We start from the raw sequence: 16,413 nt of genomic DNA on the forward strand, positions 1-16,413 counted from the left end.
TTTAAATAGCAGCCTGCTGAAAAACCAACTCGTACTGTTCGCTCACCAAATCCCAGTTGTAGCGGTTATTTAGCTTCCCAATATTGTTTTTAATCTTTTGAATCTGGATGTCGTTTCTTTCCAATAAATCAGCTGCATTGGCCACATCGTTTACGTCCATAAAGTAGGTGGCATCATCGCCTAGCACTTCTCTGTTAAAAGGATTGTCATGGGCACAAATCATGGAACTACAGCCCATGGCCTCAAGTAATGATGGATTTGTTCCCCCCACTGAATGGCCATGGAAGAAAATGTGGGAAAAATAACGGAGGTTGTAAATATTCTCCTTTTTGTAAGTAGCTTTTATAAAGCGAATTCGGCTGTCTTTAAAGGTTGATTTAAGGTACTCGCCATAGCTGGTTTCGTGATTTCCTACCACCAAGGTTACTTTTGGAGATTTGCTTTTTTGAATGCCTCCCAATATAGTTTCCAGATTATTTTCTGGCTCCAGCCGAGCAATAACCAAGTTATATTCTCCGGGTTCTACACCATATTTTTCTAGAATGTTCGGGTTGGCACTTTTGAATTTTTCAGCTCCGTATGGAATGAAGATTACCTGATTTTTATATTTCTTATTGAGGTAATTTTGAATTTCTACGGAGTCGGCTATTAAAACATGACTACCATTGGCAGCCCATTTTTCGGCTCTTTTTAAAAATCGCTGCACCCGCGGTGAATACTTGCTGCGCTTCCACTCCAAGCCATCCATATTGGTAATGATAGCCGATTTATGAGGAATCAAACGTTGCCAAATACTGCTTGAAGTATAGCCCAACATAAGTATGGCGTCAAAGTTTCTCCATCGGGCATCAAGTATGCAATTTAAGTCATAAATAAATTGACCGGCTGTTCCTATTCTGTGCTCTGGGTCATATTTGTGAATGATTTCAACACCTTCAAAATCTTTTTGCTGATAGGGATGGCTATGCGAATTGTACACAATGACTTGATGTCCGCGCGAAGCCATGCGTGTAGCAATTTGCTGCGCACATTCTTCAAAACCACCATAGTAATTCGGAATACCTCGGGTGCCAATTATCCCAATTTTCATGTTGTAGAGTCCTTCATTAGAGATTGGTAAATATCAGAAATTTCCTTTGCAGCTTTCTTCCAGCTAAAGTTTTCTTCTACCCATTGTTGATGATTACTTTCACCTGCCAGAGCGGTCTCCACAGCCTCTCTTATGGAAGCAATGTCATTGGGTTCGCAGTAATACGCATGGTTTCCGAATATTTCTTTTTGTGCTCCTCTATCCGTAATCACCACATTGCAGCCGGCTTTTAAAGCTTCTAAAGTGGAAAGCCCTGTGGTTTCATAATAGCTGATGAGTGCATGAACCTTTGCTTTTCCAAACTGCTTTTCCAATTCTTCCTTTGATACCCTTCCTAAAAAAGACACATTTTCACCTGCTTCTTGCTGGCATGCTTCATAATATGCTGAGTGATTTGCCGCTGCCGCTCCTGTTATGGTTAATGGAATGTTGGTGTCTTTTAATGCCTTGATGAGGTTGAGCTGATTTTTGAAACCTTCAATGCGCGCTGCACAAAGCACCCCTTCACGGGAACTTGATGGAGAAACGGAAATGTGCTCACTACCTAGATTTACCTTTTTATATGGAGGGACCAAACCTATCTCTCTCTCTATCAACTCAGCTTCCTGGTGAGAAGTGGTAAACATATATTGTGATTGCTTGAGCAATGCTTTTATGCTTTTTCGGTTACCCGAAAGGAGAAATTTCAAACCAGGAAATGTATCGCTACCGTTCAGCCAGCGCAGGTTTACCTTTATATATTCCAGCCCGAATTTTCCAAACAAGCGGTACAAGAGTTTGCTGCTAGTGCTTCGATACAGTTTGTCATATTCAGAATAATCATGATAGATGGAACTTACCACCAGAGGAATCTGTTTTGGAATATTAAGCCTAAGATCCGCAGGGCGAATGATGTTGAAAAAATGAACTAACTGATAATCATTAATATTAATCCTCTCTCCACACAGTTTTATATCCACCGTATGCCCCAAGTCTCTCAAATATTTGGCGGTTTGCTCTACCTGCAAAGTATCGCCACCGGGCTGGGTAAATAATGTAGATCGGCTTGTAAATAAAACATTCATAAGTTTGCTTGAACCTTACTTGATGTGGGGTGTTCAAGAGTACGAATCTATTAAATCAAATTTCAAACAAATGAAAAGAATAATTTCAATGTTGGTAATTACAGCATTCATGGCTTCTTGTGGAGGTGGTGATGCAGATGCTAACAAAACCCAAGAAAAGTCTACCGACCAAACGGAGACTAAAATGGAAGAAACAACTCCAGTGAAAACTGAAACCATGGAGGCCAAAGAAGTATCTTTGGAAGTGAAAACAACCGGAGAACTGATGACCGATATGGCTTTTGAGCCTAAGCGATTGGAGGTTCCGGCAGGAGCCAAGGTGAAAGTAACTCTTATGAATACGGCTAAAAGTGAGGCAATGATTCACAATTTTGTGCTTATCAATGCCGGTACTCAAGAAGAAGTGGCTACGCAAGCCCTGGAAGCTGGCCCTGATAAAGATTATATATCAGAAAATAGCAATGTGCTAGCTGCTACTAGTATGGCTAATCCAGGCGAAACTGTGGTAGTGGAATTTACAGCTCCTACTAAAGCGGGTACATACCAATACATTTGTACTTATCCGGGACACACCGCTATGAAAGGTGTTTTCTTGGTAAAGTAAAACAGTAGTTTACTGCTGAATAGAACTAGCTCCCGTCCATTTGGATGGGAGTTTTTTTATGAGCCAAAAGCTCAAAAGTCCTCCAACACCAGATTTTATAAGTAAGCCTGGCAAAAGCCTGATTATTCCGTCTACGAGCTCACCACCATAATTACCGTAAGCTACAATGGCCCCAGGGATTAATAAAATGAGATGCGCCCTAAAAAAATAAATAATGGTGTGGATATAAGTTTTTTCTCCTTTTTCTACTTGCCAGCCTATGTAGTAACATACAAAAGGAAAAGCCCAAAGGAAACCTGCTGTGCGTCCTAACAAGTGCTCATAGCCACTTTGCCAAGCTGCAAATACAGGTAGGCTAATCGCACCAAGAATTAGGTATATGGAAGCTATTAAAAATCCCATTCTTTTGCCAAGCACGGCTGCCATAGTAAATAAAACAAGCGTTTGCAAAGTCATAGGAATCGGACCTATGTAAAAGAAGAAGGGCGCCAAAAGGCAGGTGATGAGTAAGGCTACAAGGCCAACTGTTATTTGAGTTTTATTCATGAATCAATTGTTTTACTTTATGTTCAAAGCGCCAATAGAGCAGGATAGAAGCCACAGTTAGGCCGAGTGCCAATCCGTACCACACACCTTGTGGTCCCATATCTAATGTTATCCCCATAAAATAGGCAGGTAATAGCCCCATTCCCCAATACGAAAAGAAGGAAATGAAAGTTGGTATTTTGGTGTCACTCATTCCGCGCAAAGCGCCAAGAGCTACCACTTGAACTCCATCGGACAGCTGAAAGACCACAGCAATAATCAAAAGTTGAGAAGCAATGCCAGCTACATAAAGATCATCTGTGTAGAAAAGAGGGAACATATTTCTGCCAAAGAAAAATAGGAGGCCACATGCCGCCATAAAAACAAGTGTCATAGCAAAGGTGGTACGTGCAGCAGCACGCAGAGTTGGATAATCTCGTTTTCCTAATTGGTTGCCTACTCTTACAGCCGCGGCAGCACCAAGGCCTGTAGCCATCATGTAGCTTAGTGAGGCTAAGCTTATCGCAATTTGGTGGGCAGCCAAAGCTTCGGCACTAATTTGACCAACAATTACGGCTGCAATGGCAAATGCTGAAACTTCAAAAATGTATTGCAGTCCCGAAGGAACCCCAACTTGAGTAATTTTTCTAAACTGCTTGCGCTTCCACTCTATGTGCTTATAATGCTGTAAATAGCTTTTGAATTGTTTTCCCTTAAAAACATATAAATACATCATCGCAGCCATTATTATCCTTGAGGTAAGGGTGGCGATTCCAGCACCATCAAGCCCTAAGGCAGGGAAGCCCCAATGGCCATAAATCAGGATATAATTAAATAGAACATTGAGGAGGTTTGCCAGTATGGAGGCTACCATGGCAAATCGAGTAAGTGAAAGTCCTTCGGCAAATTGCTTGAAGGTGAGAAATAGCATGAAGGGAAATATGCTGGACGTAATAATCATCAGGTAAGACCCTGAAAGTGATACCACCTCAGGCTCTTGGCCCAATAGATGGGTGATTTGTGAAAAGCCGAGAAGAATCAAGAATATAAGTAGCGCCACAAACATATTTAGCGCCAAGCCATGCCTCAGGTAACTTCCAGCTTTATCTGCGCGCCCTTCACCATCAGCATTGGCAATAGGTGTAGTGAGCCCAAAGGCCATGCCCATCCCAAAAACCATGGGGATTACAAATATGGAATTAGCAAAAGCAGCGGCCGCCAGTGGAATAGTACCAATCTGCCCAATCATGATGCTATCGGCCAGGCCAACCATTACGTGCCCCAATTGCCCAAGCATTACTGGCCAGGCCAAATGGAAGTTTTTGCTAATATGTTCTTTTGTGGTCAAAGCAGGATGATATAATATCCTGCGAAAGTATTAGATTAATTCGGCTTCGTGGCGTTTCATTTCACGTTCGTAAAAAGACTCGGCACACTCCAAAAGATAAGCGATATCATTTACCAACTCTTCTTCTTCGCCTTCAATATCATCAATCCATTCAAGCTCATCATGGTTTACATTCCATATAAAACGAGGGTACTCAGTATGCACGATAAAGATATCATCTGGCATGTCGGTATTGTCGGCTAATAAAAAGTGAGGTATCTCCATGATTTACAGTATTGTCATTAAATATAATAAAACCCCTAACAGGTTGAACCGATGATGAAAATTTTTTCAGAGCGGTTGTTTTTTAGGGTAAATAATCAAAAATTTATAGTTGGTAAACCTAATTCAAAACGGGTGCCAAGAATACCTGGGGCCGCGATTTTATTGAAATATTTTTAACAAAAAAAAGTGGCACATACTTCAATTTGCATACGCCACTTTTATTTAGATGTATCTTAGATAATTAGGTTTTAATCATTGCTTCTAAAATAATAAGTAAAGGCTAGTGTAGGTTGAAACAACCAAAGTTTTGCGGTAAAGTCTGAATCGCTATGCCTGTTGTCATTATCATCTTTGTAACTTTCGTTGTAAAAACCAACTTGACCTATACTGGCTTCCAGAGACCATGTGTTTTTAGGGAACCAAGCAAAGGTTGGAGTTACCCACCCTCCAATTCCAAAGCTTCCCGGGCTTTCGTTTCGGATAGAGGGTGTGTTGTCACTAAAGTCTGTTACTTGTTCACCTCCACTAAATACTATAGGTACATGAACCTGGCCAATGATGGCCAATTGCGGAGCGCAGAAATAATAATAGCGGTAGAACGGAGCAACAAAAAAACTATTGGTTTTATTTGTGCTAGTGACAAGTACTGAACCAGGTTGGCTCAAGGATTCATTCACGTTTTTGGTGTTATCAATACCAAACCCCAATCCTGCAGCATGGTTTTCTTTAAAAGCATAACCCGCTCCAAGTTTGAGTTGAAACTGAGTTGTGCTATTCTCCAAGTCAGTGAAGTCTGTTCCATTAAAGGTTGGATTCGTGGATTTACTGTTGTCAAAACAGATTCCGCCTGAGGCAAACCATGTGCCTCCAGGGATTTGTGCAAATGCGGCTGTGGATGCTGCAAAAAGCACGAATACTAGTAGCTTAGATTTCATATTTACTTGATGTTGATTACAACGTAAATTACACTATTTGCTAGCAAATGTTCGCACGTCATAACCATTAATCTCTTTGCCACCCAATATTATCAGGCGCTCTACCACGTTACGAAGTTCCCTGATGTTACCTGTCCAGTCTATCTTTTGAAGTTCAACGATTGCATCTTCAGTAAACTGTTTGGCTGCATTACCATGCTCTTCAGCAATCTTGCCAGCAAAATGCTCTGTTAGTAAAGGTATGTCTTCTTTTCTATCGTTTAATGCAGGCACCTTTATCACAATTACGCTAAGACGGTGGTAAAGGTCTTCTCTAAACCTTCCTTCTTTTATTTCTTCAGTAAGGTCTTTGTTGGTAGCAGCTAGCACGCGTACGTTTACTTTTACTTCTTTGTCTCCACCTACAGGGGTGATTTTACCTTCTTGCAAAGCTCGGAGCACTTTGGCCTGAGCACTAAGGCTCATATCGCCTATCTCATCCAAAAACAGGGTACCACCATTGGCTTGCTCAAATTTTCCTTTACGGTCTTTTACTGCTGAGGTAAAGGCTCCTTTTTTGTGTCCAAAAAGTTCACTCTCTATAAGTTCAGAAGGAATGGCCGCGCAGTTTACCTCAATTAGTGGTTGCTTGTTGCGCTCACTTTTTTGATGAACCCAGTGTGCTACCAGCTCTTTCCCTGTACCGTTTGGGCCGGTAATCAAAACACGGGCATCGGTGGGAGCTACCTTTTCAATCATGCTTTTAATTTGCTCCAAAGCGTCTGATTCACCAATCATCTGAAAGCCTTTGGCAATCTTCTTTTTTAGGGTTTTGTTTTCTTTTACAAGATCGGTTCGGTCTAAGGCTCTTCGAACAGTGGTAAGTAATCGGTTTAAATCTGGTGGCTTAGAGATATAATCATAAGCCCCTTTTTTCATGCTGTCCACAGCTGTATCTAAATCTCCGTGTCCGGAAATCATAATGATGGCTGTGTCTGGATGTTTTTCACGTACATGTTCAAGCACTTCGATGCCATCAACTCCCGGCATTTTTATGTCGCAAAGCAAAAGGTCATATTCCTTTTCTTCTACCATGTCAATGGCCATTTTGCCGTTTTCGGCTTCATCTATTTCAAAGGTTTTGTCCTCATCGCTCAAAATATTTTTGAGCACATTTCTAATGGCCTTTTCGTCTTCTACAATAAGGATTTTTGCCATGGGTTTTTAGTTTCGTTTAAAGTAAAAAATACGCCTTCTTTTAAAGCGTAAGTTGATAATTTGAGGGATTTTACTCCCAGCTTTTGCAGTACAAAGTTTATTTGAATGCAGGCCATTACAATCATGTCGGCTCGCATTGGAATCATCCCTGGAGTCGCTAATCTTTGTTCTAAAGTAAAGTCTAGCATTTTTTGAGCCACAGCTTCAAACTGGCCTATTTCAAAAGTATAAGTAGTATTCAAGGGGTTATATCCTGCATTGGGAAATGCCGCTTGCACCATTGCCGCCATGGTATCAAATGAACCGCTGCTACCAATGAGTGTGATGTCTGAATGATCGGCACATGCCTCCCACAAAGGAGAAAGCTCTGTGTCTAAGTATTTCTCAATTGACTTGATTTCAGCAGTGGTAATTGGGTTTGAAGGTTGGAACTTTTCCAACAGTCGGCTGGCGCCCAAATTAAAGCTGTGTATCCAATGAACTTTGCTAGAGTCAGCAATTATAAATTCGGTACTGCCGCCACCAATATCCATAATAAGAGAAGTAGACACAGGTAGGGGTAAAGCTTGTTTTACGCCAAAGTATATCAGTTCAGCTTCCTTTTGTCCATCAATTACATTCACGCTAATGTTGCATTCTTTTAAGGCTTCCTTTACAAAAGTATTGCCATTACTTGCAGATCGGATAGCAGAGGTGGCAAAAGCATAGGTTTGATCCGCTCCAAATTCAAGGATGGTTTTTTTATGTTTGCGCAAAGCGGCAATGCCTCGGTCAAAAGCTGGCTTGGCAATTTCATTTTTATTGAGGCCTCCTTCACCAAGTTTTACTGCAATTTTGGTATTTATTAATACTTCCGCAGTTTCATTATCTCTTATAAGGAGGTTAAAAGTATTGGTGCCTAAATCTATTACAGCTGTTTTCATTCTTCTTTTTGTGGAAATTGGCGAACCCAAACATCTTGCTGAGGAAAGGGAATAACAATATTGTTTTCACGGAATGCCTTATCAATGGCAAAGCGTAGATCGCTTTTGGTTCGTTCTATTCTAAATAGGTTATTGGAATAAAAAGTGAGACCAAAGTCTAAAGAGCCTTTTTCAAATTCACGAAACAATACGTCCGGCCCAGGAATCTTCATGACATCCTCATGATTTTCGGCACATTGTGTCAAAAGCGTGCATACTTTTTGTGTATCACTCCCAAATGCCACATTTACTCTAATTTCAAAACGGGTTACTTTACTGTTGTTTTGAGACCAGTTGATAACATGCTCGTTGGTGAGTCTTGTGTTGGGTACTATCATTACAATATCTTCGCGGGTAATGAGGCTCGTGGTCCGCAGCCCCACATCCTTTACTTTCCCCACTATTCCGCCTATCTCTACAATATCGCCAGAGGTTACTGTTCTTTCAGAAAGGATGATAAATCCGGCAACTAAATCTCTAAAGAAATCTTGTAGACCTAAGCCCAGACCAACAAGCAGAGCTGTGGACCCTGCAAGTATAACGGTGATTTTAAAGCCGAGGCTGTCAACCGCAACAATAATAGCAATTACATAAATAAGGTAGGTGAGCAGCTGAATAATGGCGTACTTCTTACCGTGGTCAATTTTACCTTCTTTATGCTTTCGCTTAAAATATAAGTGGATAATCCATAGTACGAAGCGCGCAAGAAGGAATATTACCAATAGGTTGAAAATATTGAACACATGGAGCGAAAATTCTCCAAGTTCAAAAATGGTGTATTCCAAAAAGTGCTTAAACCTCTCCATTATTTTTTATAGGTGATCCATTTTAGTAGTTCTCTGAAAGTAGGCTTTTTGCCATACATCAAAATTCCGGTTCTATAAATGCGTCCGGCAAGCCAAGTCATAAATATAAATGAGGCTATTAAAATAGACATTGAAAGTGCCAGCTCCCAAATAGGAATATTGAACGGCACTCGAGCCATCATCACAATAGGGGAGGTGAGTGGAATCATCGAAAACCAAAAGGCAATGCTGCCATCAGGGTTGTCCAAAGCTCTGATTAAAACAATGATGGCTGCAATCAGCGGCAAGCTCACTGAAAACATAAACTGTTGGGTGTCTGATTCCTTGTCTACAGCAGAGCCGATGGCGGCAAACATGGCTGCGTAAAGCAAGTATCCAAAAAGGAAATAGAAAATAAAACAGCCGATGATGTATGGGAAGTTAATGGCATCAATAGTGTTGATGATGCTAAAAATCATATTGTCATTATCAGGCGTCATCATGCCTTGGGAGGCAACATTTGCGGCATCAATTTCATTACCTAAAATAAAATGAACGGCAACCAGATAAAGGCCTATTCCAAAAATCACCCAAATTAAAAACTGAGTGAGTGCCACGGCTGCCAGTCCAAAAATCTTACCTGCCATTAGCTGGAATGGTTTTACGGAAGAAATCATAACTTCTACAATGCGACTGGTTTTTTCTTCAATAACTCCACGCATAACCTGAGCTCCGTATACAAATACAAAAAGATAAATCAGGAAACCAGCAATGTAGCCGATACCCATTTTTACGGGAGCCAGGCTGGCAGTTTCGCCACCTTCGTCCATGTTTACGGTTCGTAATTTTACATTGGTTTTGGTTTGAGCGAGTATGGCCGGATCCACGCCTTGAGCCTTCATTTTCTCGCGCTGAATGTACTTTTCAAGGATGTTTTCTACGTAATTCTCCACACCCATATTTACATCTCCTTTGCTAAAGAGAATCACATTTCTGCCAATCACATCCGGGTCAGGATTGGTACTGGTAGGGATGTATAAAAATGCGTAATCCTCTTGTTTAGAAAAGAAGTCTTTGGCTCTATCCAAATCAAACTGGTCGGGGGGGAGGTAGCGAAATTTCACGTCTTCTTTCCCTTTGTCAAAATCCATAAGGATAGGCTCATCCAAAACCATAATGGTGCGCGTATCCTCCGGAAGGGTAGCCAAGTAAGCGGGAAGTATGAATAGTGCTGCCGAAAGTATGGGGCCCAAAATCGTCATGATGATGAAGCTCTTTTTGCGAACGCGTGTTTTAAATTCACGCTGTATTATTAGCCAAGTCTTGTTCATCAGTTTTGTACTTTTTGAATGAAAATATCATTGAGGCTCGGCACTTCTTCTTTAAAGAGGGTGAGCTTTCCAAACTGCATCAACTCTTGCGCTAAATCGTTTGCTTCCGCTTTTGCCGAAAGGCGAAGCGAGAGATGTCCGTCAACTTCAGTTTGCTGTAAAATGTCAGCAGAATTCAGATTGCTGAATGCAGTATAGTTTTCTAGCTCAGCTTCAAATATATTGGTAGCAAATTCCTTTTTGATGGGCTTTATACGACCTTCTAATATTTTGTTTCCTTTATTGATTAGTGCTATTTCATCACATATTTCTTCTACAGACTCCATGCGGTGGGTAGAGAAAATGATGGTGGCACCTTCATCCCTCAATCTGCGGATTTCACTTTTTATAAGATTGGTATTGATGGGGTCAAATCCCGTAAAGGGTTCATCAAAAATCAACAAGTCTGGCTGATGAATTACGGTGGCGATAAACTGCACCTTTTGCGCCATTCCTTTACTGAGCTCTTCAATATTCTTATTGTACCACGACTCAATTTCAAATCGCTCTGACCAATCCTTAATTCTTTTGATGGCTTCCTGTTTGTCCAAATCTTTAAGTCTGGCCAAATACAAGAGCTGTTCACCAACTTTCATCTTGGGATAAAGGCCACGCTCTTCCGGTAAATAACCAATGCGGGCAATGTCCGCAGGTTTTAAAGCTTTGCCATCAAGTAGCACCTCGCCACTATCGGGCGCGGTTATCTGGTTTATAATTCGGATTAAGGAAGTTTTTCCGGCACCATTGGGCCCTAATAAACCGAATATACTGGCCTTGGGAATTTCGATGCTTACCTTGTTGAGAGCGGCATAGCTGCCGTAATATTTTGAAACCTCTCGAATGGAAAGGATGCTCATGTGCTGTTTTATTTTGGGAGGTGAATTTAAGAAGTGTGATGCAAGTATGACGCATTAATAAAAGATACTTGCAGACAGCTTGCGGGTTACATTACAATTTTGTCCAAATACTCAATTTCGAAAGTGTTAGTTTGTTGTTATTTAGATCTTTATGGAAAATCAAACTTGAATAGATCTAGTAGATAGGGTACTTTTACACTAAACCAATCCAAATATCTACTATGAAAAAGCTAGTAATTTTTTTAACAATGTTTATAGGCAGCATGGCCTTGTCAAGCTGCTGTACGCCCGAAGTTGTTGGAAGTGTGCCCAACACACTCCGCGATCAGGAAACCAACAACTGGTGTTGGGCGGCTACCACGCAAATGCTTGCCGAGCATTTTGACATTTCTGTAAAGCAATGCGATTTGGCTAATCATCGTTTTGGTGAAACCGATTGCTGTGACCCAGCCAATGAAGGCTCTTCATGTCCCAAAAATAGTGACTGTAACAGACCGGGCTGGTTAGAGCTTGATTTTGCCGGACTCACTTTTAGTGAGACCACCACGGCCCTATCATGGGATAATCTCAAAAAGCAGATTTATTGCAAAAAGAAACCAATGGGCTATGCTTACGGTACACCTGGAGTGGTGGGGCATGTATTGGTTGTAAAAGGTTACATAACTGTAGCAGGTACTGATTATGTGATTTTGAACGATCCTTGGAGCCCATGTGTGGGAGAAGAAAGATTGATTACCTATTCTCACTATATGGATCCTGCAGGAAGTAGCACACACTGGAGGACGTGGTATGATTTAGCTAAAAAACCTTAATTAAAAACTTGAGAGATGAAGACGTATAGAAAAATAAAATTTGGCTTTTTGGCTGTTGTGGTATGTGTTTCTTCAGCGCTAAGCGGGCAAAATAATGACAAAGCAATAATGGAAGCTGCTAACAAGGGCAAGCAAGATTTGATGGAAGTCTTGAAAAGCGGGCGTGATATCAATCTGGGCGTTAGTGCAGATGAATTAGGAAGTGCGCAAGCAGGAACCCCTGTAGCGCATCAGGTACTTTCGTTTGACAAACTAACCAAGGCGGATAGTACAAGCCGCCTTGGTGATATGGTAGATAAAGAAGCCTCTGCGACTTCTATTGTGCCATTGATGAATGGAGGAAATGTGGTAACAGTGATAACCGTGGGAAATATGAAGGGCGAATATAAAGTTGTGGGCCTTGGAGGTATGTCATTTGCCAATGATCTGAATACAGTTATGAAAGCTTCTGGTAGTAAAACGATAACTGCGTATGAAGTACCCAATCTTCAAACTGTGATTTATGCTGTGAATCAGCAAGGGAAGGAAATGTACTATACCAATTTTGAAGGTAACTCATTGCAAAGGCCTATGACGGTAGCTTTGTTGCTGCCTGCTGTGCAAAAGGCAGCAGCTCGCTTCCAAAAAGAATATGGCGCGGCTCTTCAAAAAGGAGAGTTGGTGAAATAAATAATTTGCGAGGCATTTTGATGTAAATAATAAGGGCGCTCATTTGAGCGCCCTTATTGTATTTATGAATCTACCTTTTAGGTAAACATCTCTTTTACTTTATCAAAGAATGACTTTTCACCTTTTCCTGGGTTTGGTACAAACTCAGTTTCTCCTTGCATTTTTTCGAAAATGCGCTTTTGCTCATTGGTAATATCTTTAGGTATCCACACATTTATGTGTACCAAAAGATCACCTGTTCCGTAGCCTTCTACACTTGGCAAACCTTTGTTGCGCAGGCGAAGTACTTTTCCTGGTTGAGTCCCGGCATCTAGTTTAATGCGAGCTTTACCACTCACCGTACTTACTTCGGCTTTGGTTCCCAAAACAGCATCCGGCATACTGATGTATAGTTCGTAGTGAAGGTTGTTACCATCCCTTTCAAGGTCTGGATGTTTTTCCTCTTCTATTACTACAATAAGATCACCATTTACACCGCCCATAGGGCCAGCATTTCCTTTGCCAGAAACCTTAAGCTGCATACCATCCATTACTCCGGCAGGTATTTTTACAGATACGGTTTCTTCCTTGCGAATCATTCCATACTCGTCAGCTTCGGCAGGCTTTTTATCTATTGTCTGTCCTAAACCATTACAAGTAGGGCAGGTCGTGCTGGTTTGCATTTGCCCAAGTATGGTATTGGTAACGCGGTACGTTTGTCCAGTTCCATTACAGGTAGTACAGTTCTTAAAGCTAATATTGTCGGCAGGAACCTGGCGCTTAATACGAAGTCTCTTTTCTACACCATTGGCAATGTCTTCAAGAGTAACTTTTACGCGTACTCTCAGGTTGCTTCCTTTGAAGACTCTGCGGCCACCGCCTCCACGGCCACCACCAAAACCTCCAAATCCACCGCCACCGCGGCTTCCGCCAAATGCTCCACCAAAAATATCTCCGAATTGCTCAAAGATGTCTTCCATGTTCATTCCGCCACCGCCAAAGCCGCCACCTCCGGCTGCTCCGCCCATTCCGGCATGGCCAAACTGGTCGTAGCGTGCACGTTTGTCAGCATTGCTCAGTACTTCATAGGCTTCTGCTGCTTCCTTAAATTTGGCTTCAGCTTCTTTGTCATCAGGGTTTTTGTCCGGGTGAAATTTCACGGCCATCTTGCGATATGCCTTTTTTATTTCATCTGCCGAAGCACCCTTACTGATGCCTAATATGTCGTAATAATCTCTCTTTGCCATTGCTATATTTTACTGACCAACTACTACTTTGGCGTATCTCAAAATCTTATTTCCTAGCATGTATCCACGCTCTAGCTCGTCTATTACTTTGCCTTTCTGCTTTTTGCTTGGCGCAGGAATTTGAGTTACAGCTTCCATAGTGTCAGCATCAAAATCTTTTCCTGTAGTCTCGTCCATTGGCTTAAGCCCCTTGTTTTTCAAGGTGTTTTCAAACTTCTGTGAAATTAGCTTCAAGCCCTCTACAGATGCATCATCACCTTGTGCCTTTATGGCACGCTGAAAATCATCCAAAATAGGTAGCATAGCTGTCATCAATTCCTGATTGGCAGTGCTAAACATTTCAATGCGCTCTTTTGCAGTACGCTTTCTAAAGTTTTCAAACTCGGCAAATAGTCTCAACTGCTGGTCTTTAGCATCCTTGAGCTCTTGCTCCATTTTTGCTAAAGGATCTTCTTCTATCTTGCTATCAGAGGTTTCAGAAGCATCATTGGTATCTTCTGTAGTCTCATTCACCGGCTGGTCTTGTGTAGCCGTTTCTTCGTTGTGTTGATCTTTCACTTCCTGATTATCGCTCATTTTCAGCTTATTTTTCAAAGGACACCTATAGTCAAAAGCCTTGCCATCACTTAAAAAATGTCAGTGTGGCATAAAAAAACACCGATGGATTATCCACCGGTGTCTGAGTGTCATTTATGTAAATATGATTCTTCTACTTTGCCAACTTGGAAAGTGTGTTTTCCAAAGCTGCACCTCTAAGGTTTTTTGCAATAATTACTCCGTCAGCATCTACCAAAAAAGTAGCAGGGATAGCATTTACATTGTAAGTAGCTGCTGCTGCAGATTGCCAAAATTTAAGGTCGCTTACGTGGTTTTCCCAAACCAAACCATCAGCTGCAATTGCTTTTGTCCAGTCTGTTTTGTTGCGGTCTAAAGACACACTATATACTTCAAAACCTTTTCCGCTTTTGAATTTTACGTCTTTAAATTTATTGTAGGTTTTTACCACATTAGGGTTTTCCATTCTGCATGGTCGGCACCAGCTGGCCCAAAAATCTACTAATACAATTTTGCCTTTAAGGTCAGAAAGTTTGCGCACATTTCCTTCAGGATCGGTAAATGAAAGTTCAGGGGCTGGGTCGCCAATGTTTAGCACTTTGCTTTGGTCTTCGTTGCCATATCTTTCAGGGTGAGAGTTCCAATCAGAAGCAAATCCTAATCCCACGAAAGTGACAAAAGCTAAAGCGATAAGTGATAATGGTTTCTTAAATACGTTCATGTAAATATGTTTATTTCAAATGATTTCAAATGTCTATCGCAACATACAACCACAAGTTGATTTTTCAAAATTAAAATGAGTTTGTGGAAATAGCAGGATAGACGATCAATCCAACCTTACAATTTCTGCGCCAATTGCGCGAAGTCGCTCATCAATGTTTTGGTAACCACGATCGATTTGCTCAATATTGTGAATGGTACTCACGCCATCTGCGCTAAGCGCAGCAATCAAAAGTGAAATACCCGCACGTATATCAGGGCTGGTCATGGTGGTCGCTTTTAGCGGAACTTGCTTGTCGATACCAATCACAGTAGCACGGTGTGGATCACAAAGTATAATCTGGGCACCCATGTCTATCAGTTTGTCTACAAAGAAAAGACGACTCTCAAACATCTTTTGATGAATCAAAACACTACCTCTGGCTTGTGTGGCAACTACCAAAGCAATGCTCAAAAGATCAGGTGTGAAACCTGGCCATGGTGCATCGGCAATGGTTAAAATGGAACCATCAATGTAGTTTTCTATTTCGTAGTGATCTTGTGCCGGGATGTGAATATCATCACCTACTCGCTCAAGCTTAATTCCCATCTTGCGGAACATGGTAGGGATTACGCCAAGCTCATCGTAGCACACATCTTTAATGGTAATCTCTGAGCCGGTCATGGCTGCCATACCAATCCATGATCCAATCTCTATCATGTCTGGCAAAATGCGATGCTCACAACCACCTAATTCTTTTACACCTTCAATGGTAAGAAGGTTGGAGCTGATACCTTTAATATTAGCCCCCATGCTATTTAGCATTTTACAAAGCTGCTGAATGTATGGTTCGCAAGCGGCATTGTAAATAGTTGTGGTGCCTTCGGCCAAAACAGCGGCCATTATGATATTGGCAGTTCCGGTAACAGAAGCTTCATCAAGCAGCATATCGGCACCTTTCAATTTTTTGCCTTCTACACCGTAAAATGATTCATCCTGATTGTAGCGGAATTTTGCGCCAAGCTTTTGGAAACCTATAAAGTGGGTATCCAATCTGCGTCTTCCAATTTTGTCGCCACCAGGCTTGGGAATAAAACCCTTGCCGAACCTTGCCAAAAGTGGACCTACAATCATGATGGAGCCACGAAGGGCACCACCTTTCTCCTTAAATTCAGGAGATGTCATGTAATCTAAATTGAGGTCATCAGCTTTGAAGCTGTAGCTGCCCGGTCCTTGGCGCTGAATGCTTACGCCAAGATCAGCCAACAAATCAATTAGCTTATTTACATCCCTGATGTCAGGAATGTTGCTGATAGTTACTTTTTCATCGGTAAGGAGCACTGCACAGATTACTTGTAGTGCTTCGTTTTTGGCGCCTTGCGGGATGATGTTTCCTTTAAGTTTTTTTCCGCCAGTAATTTGAAATGTTCCCAAGGGTGTTGAAGTTTAT

The 16,413-nt window shown here is 41.5% G+C and carries 18 protein-coding genes; 3 read left to right on the forward strand and 15 right to left on the reverse strand.

Features of this window, described 5'->3' with window-relative positions; all coding sequences use genetic code 11:
• Window position 1 precedes the first annotated feature (1 nt).
• Window positions 2-1,090, reverse strand: a complete 1,089-nt coding sequence (locus OWEHO_RS14980) for a DUF1972 domain-containing protein (protein ID WP_014203335.1) — start codon at window positions 1,088-1,090, stop codon at window positions 2-4.
• The gene (locus OWEHO_RS14985; RefSeq protein WP_014203336.1) at window positions 1,087-2,154 is read right to left on the reverse strand and encodes a glycosyltransferase; all 1,068 of its coding nucleotides are present in this window, start codon (window positions 2,152-2,154) and stop codon (window positions 1,087-1,089) included. The genes OWEHO_RS14980 and OWEHO_RS14985 overlap by 4 nt, the downstream gene beginning before the upstream one ends.
• A gap of 70 nt (window positions 2,155-2,224) precedes the next feature.
• Between OWEHO_RS14985 and OWEHO_RS18060 the strand changes: the two genes are divergently transcribed.
• On the forward strand, window positions 2,225-2,758 hold the full coding sequence (locus OWEHO_RS18060; RefSeq protein WP_169312801.1) for a plastocyanin/azurin family copper-binding protein: 534 nt from the start codon (window positions 2,225-2,227) through the stop codon (window positions 2,756-2,758).
• Window positions 2,759-2,767: 9 nt separating this feature from the next.
• On the opposite strand, the gene OWEHO_RS18065 is transcribed toward OWEHO_RS18060, so the two are convergent.
• From OWEHO_RS18065 to OWEHO_RS15035, 9 genes are all read right to left on the reverse strand, one after another.
• A complete protein-coding gene (locus tag OWEHO_RS18065) occupies window positions 2,768-3,304 on the reverse strand; it encodes a biotin transporter BioY (RefSeq protein WP_014203338.1) in 537 nt (178 codons plus the stop codon).
• Window positions 3,297-4,631, reverse strand: coding sequence for an MATE family efflux transporter (locus OWEHO_RS15000; RefSeq protein ID WP_014203339.1), 1,335 nt, complete (start codon window positions 4,629-4,631; stop codon window positions 3,297-3,299). Before OWEHO_RS15000 ends, OWEHO_RS18065 begins: the two co-directional genes overlap by 8 nt.
• 30 nt (window positions 4,632-4,661) lie before the next feature.
• Window positions 4,662-4,895: a hypothetical protein gene (locus OWEHO_RS15005; RefSeq protein WP_014203340.1), complete on the reverse strand. Its 234-nt coding sequence runs from the start codon at window positions 4,893-4,895 to the stop codon at window positions 4,662-4,664.
• A gap of 248 nt (window positions 4,896-5,143) precedes the next feature.
• Window positions 5,144-5,830: a hypothetical protein gene (locus OWEHO_RS15010; RefSeq protein ID WP_014203341.1), complete on the reverse strand. Its 687-nt coding sequence runs from the start codon at window positions 5,828-5,830 to the stop codon at window positions 5,144-5,146.
• A gap of 33 nt (window positions 5,831-5,863) precedes the next feature.
• A complete protein-coding gene (locus OWEHO_RS15015; RefSeq protein ID WP_014203342.1) occupies window positions 5,864-7,027 on the reverse strand; it encodes a sigma-54-dependent transcriptional regulator in 1,164 nt (387 codons plus the stop codon).
• A complete protein-coding gene (locus OWEHO_RS15020) occupies window positions 7,006-7,950 on the reverse strand; it encodes a Ppx/GppA phosphatase family protein (protein WP_014203343.1) in 945 nt (314 codons plus the stop codon). The genes OWEHO_RS15015 and OWEHO_RS15020 overlap by 22 nt, the downstream gene beginning before the upstream one ends.
• Window positions 7,947-8,795 carry a mechanosensitive ion channel family protein gene (locus OWEHO_RS15025; RefSeq protein ID WP_014203344.1) on the reverse strand — a complete coding sequence of 283 codons (849 nt, stop codon included), beginning with the start codon at window positions 8,793-8,795 and terminating at the stop codon, window positions 7,947-7,949. The genes OWEHO_RS15020 and OWEHO_RS15025 overlap by 4 nt, the downstream gene beginning before the upstream one ends.
• The gene (locus tag OWEHO_RS15030; protein ID WP_014203345.1) at window positions 8,795-10,105 is read right to left on the reverse strand and encodes an ABC transporter permease; all 1,311 of its coding nucleotides are present in this window, start codon (window positions 10,103-10,105) and stop codon (window positions 8,795-8,797) included. Before OWEHO_RS15030 ends, OWEHO_RS15025 begins: the two co-directional genes overlap by 1 nt.
• A complete protein-coding gene (locus OWEHO_RS15035) occupies window positions 10,105-11,001 on the reverse strand; it encodes an ABC transporter ATP-binding protein (RefSeq protein WP_014203346.1) in 897 nt (298 codons plus the stop codon). The genes OWEHO_RS15030 and OWEHO_RS15035 overlap by 1 nt, the downstream gene beginning before the upstream one ends.
• 221 nt (window positions 11,002-11,222) lie before the next feature.
• Between OWEHO_RS15035 and OWEHO_RS15040 the strand changes: the two genes are divergently transcribed.
• The gene (locus OWEHO_RS15040; protein ID WP_014203347.1) at window positions 11,223-11,813 is read left to right on the forward strand and encodes a papain-like cysteine protease family protein; all 591 of its coding nucleotides are present in this window, start codon (window positions 11,223-11,225) and stop codon (window positions 11,811-11,813) included.
• Between the two features lie 15 nt (window positions 11,814-11,828).
• Window positions 11,829-12,482, forward strand: a complete 654-nt coding sequence (locus OWEHO_RS15045; RefSeq protein WP_014203348.1) for a hypothetical protein — start codon at window positions 11,829-11,831, stop codon at window positions 12,480-12,482.
• A gap of 77 nt (window positions 12,483-12,559) precedes the next feature.
• Here OWEHO_RS15045 and dnaJ read toward each other — a convergent pair whose 3' ends face one another.
• The 4 genes from dnaJ to murA all read right to left on the reverse strand — a co-directional run bounded on the left by dnaJ (window position 12,560) and on the right by murA (window position 16,397).
• A complete protein-coding gene (gene dnaJ / locus OWEHO_RS15050; RefSeq protein ID WP_014203349.1) occupies window positions 12,560-13,708 on the reverse strand; it encodes a molecular chaperone DnaJ in 1,149 nt (382 codons plus the stop codon).
• 9 nt (window positions 13,709-13,717) lie between these two features.
• Window positions 13,718-14,284, reverse strand: a complete 567-nt coding sequence (locus OWEHO_RS15055; RefSeq protein ID WP_014203350.1) for a nucleotide exchange factor GrpE — start codon at window positions 14,282-14,284, stop codon at window positions 13,718-13,720.
• A gap of 133 nt (window positions 14,285-14,417) precedes the next feature.
• Window positions 14,418-14,984 (reverse strand): TlpA family protein disulfide reductase, encoded by a 567-nt coding sequence (locus tag OWEHO_RS15060; RefSeq protein WP_014203351.1) that lies wholly within the window; start codon window positions 14,982-14,984, stop codon window positions 14,418-14,420.
• A gap of 105 nt (window positions 14,985-15,089) precedes the next feature.
• Window positions 15,090-16,397, reverse strand: a complete 1,308-nt coding sequence (gene murA, locus OWEHO_RS15065) for a UDP-N-acetylglucosamine 1-carboxyvinyltransferase (protein ID WP_014203352.1) — start codon at window positions 16,395-16,397, stop codon at window positions 15,090-15,092.
• Window positions 16,398-16,413: the final 16 nt, after the last annotated feature.

This window comes from Owenweeksia hongkongensis DSM 17368 (genome assembly GCF_000236705.1).
GTDB classification, from domain to species: Bacteria; Bacteroidota; Bacteroidia; order Flavobacteriales; family Schleiferiaceae; genus Owenweeksia; species Owenweeksia hongkongensis.

Coding starts and splice junctions, on each gene's coding strand:
- dnaJ (WP_014203349.1), bottom strand. CDS start 13,708: ATGGCAAAGAGAGATTATTACGACATATTAGGCATCAGTAAGGGTGCT.
- OWEHO_RS18060 (WP_169312801.1), top strand. CDS start 2,225: ATGAAAAGAATAATTTCAATGTTGGTAATTACAGCATTCATGGCTTCT.
- OWEHO_RS18065 (WP_014203338.1), bottom strand. CDS start 3,304: ATGAATAAAACTCAAATAACAGTTGGCCTTGTAGCCTTACTCATCACC.
- OWEHO_RS15045 (WP_014203348.1), top strand. CDS start 11,829: ATGAAGACGTATAGAAAAATAAAATTTGGCTTTTTGGCTGTTGTGGTA.
- OWEHO_RS14980 (WP_014203335.1), bottom strand. CDS start 1,090: ATGAAAATTGGGATAATTGGCACCCGAGGTATTCCGAATTACTATGGT.
- OWEHO_RS15005 (WP_014203340.1), bottom strand. CDS start 4,895: ATGGAGATACCTCACTTTTTATTAGCCGACAATACCGACATGCCAGAT.
- OWEHO_RS14985 (WP_014203336.1), bottom strand. CDS start 2,154: ATGAATGTTTTATTTACAAGCCGATCTACATTATTTACCCAGCCCGGT.
- OWEHO_RS15010 (WP_014203341.1), bottom strand. CDS start 5,830: ATGAAATCTAAGCTACTAGTATTCGTGCTTTTTGCAGCATCCACAGCC.
- OWEHO_RS15040 (WP_014203347.1), top strand. CDS start 11,223: ATGAAAAAGCTAGTAATTTTTTTAACAATGTTTATAGGCAGCATGGCC.
- OWEHO_RS15025 (WP_014203344.1), bottom strand. CDS start 8,795: ATGGAGAGGTTTAAGCACTTTTTGGAATACACCATTTTTGAACTTGGA.
- OWEHO_RS15020 (WP_014203343.1), bottom strand. CDS start 7,950: ATGAAAACAGCTGTAATAGATTTAGGCACCAATACTTTTAACCTCCTT.
- OWEHO_RS15015 (WP_014203342.1), bottom strand. CDS start 7,027: ATGGCAAAAATCCTTATTGTAGAAGACGAAAAGGCCATTAGAAATGTG.
- OWEHO_RS15030 (WP_014203345.1), bottom strand. CDS start 10,105: ATGAACAAGACTTGGCTAATAATACAGCGTGAATTTAAAACACGCGTT.
- OWEHO_RS15055 (WP_014203350.1), bottom strand. CDS start 14,284: ATGAGCGATAATCAGGAAGTGAAAGATCAACACAACGAAGAAACGGCT.
- OWEHO_RS15035 (WP_014203346.1), bottom strand. CDS start 11,001: ATGAGCATCCTTTCCATTCGAGAGGTTTCAAAATATTACGGCAGCTAT.
- OWEHO_RS15060 (WP_014203351.1), bottom strand. CDS start 14,984: ATGAACGTATTTAAGAAACCATTATCACTTATCGCTTTAGCTTTTGTC.